The following is a 3,892-nucleotide window of genomic DNA, read 5'->3' as shown; positions in this document are numbered from 1 at the left end:
CTGGCCGAACAATCGGTTGAATGAGCTGTTGCCCTGGCCTGATAATCCCTTCAGTTAATATCCCATTTTGTGGTTATCTGACAACGCAAGGTGAGTTCACCGGAACATTACAACTGACCCGTCAGGCCGCACGGTCCACTGTGAATACAACCTGTACGGGGAACTGACCGTCTCCACGAACCCGCAGGGGGACAGCACCACTTACCACTACGATGAATACGGTCAGCTGACCGCAGTGGCACAACCGGACGGCGATACCTGGCGACTTCACTATAACGACCGGGGCAGTCTGGACGCAGTCACCGACCCGCAGGGCCGGATTGAAGAGACCCGTTACGGCCCACGAGGTGAAATCCTCCGCCATACCCTGCCGGACGGCCGCACCTGGCGCTACGGCTATGAACAACAACAGTTAAGTGAAATTGAGGCCCCGGACGGTACCATCACCCGGTTTGACACTGACGGCCTGGGCCGGTTACTGACGGTAACCGATGCCCTGCATCAGCAGACCCGCTATCATCACAGCCCCTTTCATGCCAGCCCGGCGGGCAGTGTCTGTGAAATCCACCTGCCGGACGGGGGCCGTCAGACCCTGGACTATGACAGTGAGCGGCGGGTCTCGGCGGTGACCGACGGGGAAGGCCGGGTCACCCGTTATGCCTATGAGGCGTTTGACTTACTGAGCCGCGTCACCCGCCCGGATAACACCACCCTGACGTTTGCCTACGACAGACTGACCCGACTGACCGCTGTGACCAACGCGACCGGGGAAACTTACCGTTACACCCGCGACCTGGCCGGGCGGATTACCGGTGAAACCGACTTTACCGGACGGACTATCCAGTATCAGTATGATAAGGCCGGGCGCAGAATACTGGCCCGTTACCCGGATAATCAGCTGCTGCGCTGGTGCTATACTCCGGAAGACCACCTCACCCGGCAGGAAGTCTGGCAGGAAGACGAAACACAGTGTCAGCTGGTTGCAGTCACGGAATACGGCTATGACAACAAAGGCCGGCTTATCCGCGCCGTCAACCCGGACGCCGTGGTGGCATTTGAATACGACACGTCCGGCAATATCACCACGGAAACCCTTAACGGCCGGACCGTGCATCATCAGTGGGACGCCCTGAGCGGTTTACCGGTCAGCCAACAGGCGGATAACCTGCCGGCCCTGCGCTGGGATTACGGCCTGCGCGGCCAGCTGACGCAGTGGCAGCTTGACGGCCACGCCCCGCTGCACATACAGCATGACCCGCTGGGACGGGAAACCGGGCGGGAAAGCGGCGCCGGTTTTATCCAGTCACAGGCTTACACCCCGGTCGGGCTGCTGGCCCATCAGACGGCCGGGCGCCGCCCAGGGCTGTTTAAACAGACACGGCACGAAGCGGACCCGCATTATCCACCCTCGGGCAGTGCGGTGACCCGCCGCTGGCATTACAATCCGGCGCACAATGTCGCCTGTATTGAGGACACTCACTGGGCGGAGACCCGTTACGGCTACAATGCGAACGACCAGGTGGTGACGGCGCAGTTTGGTGGTCCGACCGCGTGCGACGAACAGTTTGTGTATGATGCCGGTCAGAATATGCATTACCACAAGCGGGTGCCGGCGCGGCTCAGCGACGACGTGCGGCAGACGTATCAGGAGCAGCAGGCCGGGCGGGTGGTTCAGCACGGCGCTAACACCTATCGCTATGATGAGAACGGGTGCCGGGTGGAAAAAACGGAGCGCCGGTACGGCCATCGGCCCCGGACCTGGCGTTACCGCTGGGACGGGCAACAGCGACTGACCGGATTCATCAGTCCGGAAGGGGTGCGCTGGCGTTACGGTTATGACGCTTTCGGGCGGCGTATCAGTAAGCGAAAAGAAGGGGACAACGCCGGTCAGGCGGTGAAACCGACCGCAATTATCGGTTACGATTACCTGTGGAGCGGCGACCAGCTGATAGAAGAGACGCCGGTTCTTGCGGACGGGACAGTGGCTTATGAGCGGAGCATTCACTGGCTGTATGAGCCGGGGGCGCTGACGCCGTCGGCACGGTATGAGAAAGGCACCCTGCACTATGTGGTCAGTGACCACCAGGGGACGGTGCGGGAAATCCTGACCGAGGACGGGGAACTGATATGGGCGGGCCGGCTGCTGACCTGGGGCGAAGCGGAGTACTGGCGGGTACTGACGCGCAATGACGAGCGCAACCTGACGTGTCATCTGCGGTTTTGTGGGCAGTATGAGGATGACGAAAGCGGGTTATTTTATAATCGGCACCGTTATTACGACAGGGAAACAGGACAGTACTTATCGCCAGACCCCCTGAATCTTAGTGGTGGCGTTAACCCGTACAGCTATGTCCATGATCCGGTCAATTGGATTGACCCGTTGGGGTTGGCGGGTAAAGATTGTGGAAATATCAAACAAGGTGTTCTTGATAATATTGCAGCAAGTAAGGCAGCCAGAGAGTCCTCTCATTTTGGCGGCAATGCACCAAATCCTAAGGATAGGACTTTAGAAGGTTTCATGAAGTTACATGTTTCCCCTGACCGAGAAACATTATTATTCACCCAATCATCAGGTTTTAATAATAATAAAGGTAAAGTCGGTGGACAATTTAAGCGTTATGGATTGGATTCTCATGCTGGTATTAGTCCACATGTTCATCAGCCAGTAAGAAATGTTTCACCTAAAACTGGAGATATATACGGCTCACAAGGAACAAAAACTAGTGATGGTGGAGTAACATCACCTTCTACGAAAGATATAAAACAGCTATATGATCATGTATATAATGGAAAATATAATCAATGAAAGGTAATTTTGATTGTTCTCAGTTAATATCATTTGATTGGGATAAAAGTGATCCACCGTCATCAATGTCTTTATTTGAGGATATTGGCTTTGAAGTTAAATTTAATGATGAAATTCAATGCGTGAAATTGGATTACTTTAAAGAACGTAGTAATGAGTATTTTATTGATCTTATAGATAAAACATTCTCCGGTGAGTTTGAGGATTGGAAAGAATATGAAAAACCTACAAAAAGAATAATAGATTTTAGCGATGCTGTTCAAAAATTCATATTAGCTAATAAATTGACATATGTTAGGCTATTTATCAGTTTTTTTGCTGAAAAGGATCTCAGTGATAATCATTATGAAAAAATAAAGTGTTCTGATTTATTGGATGCTCTATTCTTAATGTCTAAAAATAACTTTGACGTATGGGTTGATAACTTAATAATTGAAATTGATATATAGATAATTAATAAAGTCGGAAAGATCCCTGTGATCTTCCGGCCCTGTTCTGCTTGACTCTCAATAAAGGGCGGAACTTGATGTATCATCTTCGGTTCTGTGGGCAGTACGAAGACGAGGAAAGCGGTTTATTTTATAATCGGCACCGTTATTACGACAGGGAAACGGGACAGTACTTATCGGCAGACCCCCTGAATCTTAGTGGTGGCGTTAACCCGTACAGCTATGTCCATGATCCGGTCAATTGGATTGACCCGCTGGGGCTAGCAGGGTGTAATGCCCAATTTAACTCCAGAAAAGATGCGCTCAGAGCAGCAAAAAGAAATGCGGGAATACCGATGAATCAGCACCCAAGTGCTGTTAAAAGAGTCCCACTGACTGATATAAATAATCACCAAATAATGGATGCTAACCACAAACCAATTGTAACGAGAGAATATCATTTCGCTCGTTCAGACGGTTCCAAAATAGTAATTTAGGAACATTCAGCAGGGCATATATATGGTCCGCCGGGAACACCTGGAAATCAGTAAACGTCCGGTGAACTCACCTTGCTCCTCTCATTCGGTTCATGCACGCTAGGTTTTTGTCTTAACCTTGTGAGGAACCATGAGCCGTAGCCGATATACCCCGGAACAAA

The 3,892-nt window shown here is 51.7% G+C and carries 3 protein-coding genes; all 3 read left to right on the top strand.

The genetic code is table 11. From position 1 onward, the window contains the following. Positions 1-235 precede the first annotated feature (235 nt). The 3 genes from ABR397_RS22085 to ABR397_RS22075 all read left to right on the top strand — a co-directional run bounded on the left by ABR397_RS22085 (position 236) and on the right by ABR397_RS22075 (position 3,731). Entirely contained in the window at positions 236-2,806 is a 2,571-nt protein-coding gene (locus ABR397_RS22085) for an RHS repeat-associated core domain-containing protein (protein WP_407072897.1), read from the top strand. After that, a complete protein-coding gene (locus tag ABR397_RS22080; RefSeq protein WP_350307589.1) occupies positions 2,803-3,255 on the top strand; it encodes a hypothetical protein in 453 nt (150 codons plus the stop codon). The genes ABR397_RS22085 and ABR397_RS22080 overlap by 4 nt, the downstream gene beginning before the upstream one ends. A 77-nt stretch (positions 3,256-3,332) precedes the next feature. Further along, positions 3,333-3,731 carry an RHS repeat-associated core domain-containing protein gene (locus ABR397_RS22075; protein WP_350307588.1) on the top strand — a complete coding sequence of 133 codons (399 nt, stop codon included), beginning with the start codon at positions 3,333-3,335 and terminating at the stop codon, positions 3,729-3,731. Positions 3,732-3,892 lie beyond the last annotated feature (161 nt).

Source organism: Photorhabdus viridis (genome assembly GCF_040256935.1).
Taxonomy (GTDB): domain Bacteria; phylum Pseudomonadota; class Gammaproteobacteria; order Enterobacterales; family Enterobacteriaceae; genus Photorhabdus; species Photorhabdus viridis.
This window is presented reverse-complemented; position numbering and strand designations above follow the sequence as displayed.

Bases quoted from the DNA above. Each gene is read 5' to 3' on its own strand.
- ABR397_RS22080 (WP_350307589.1), top strand. From the start codon at position 2,803: ATGAAAGGTAATTTTGATTGTTCTCAGTTAATATCATTTGATTGGGAT.
- ABR397_RS22075 (WP_350307588.1), top strand. From the start codon at position 3,333: ATGTATCATCTTCGGTTCTGTGGGCAGTACGAAGACGAGGAAAGCGGT.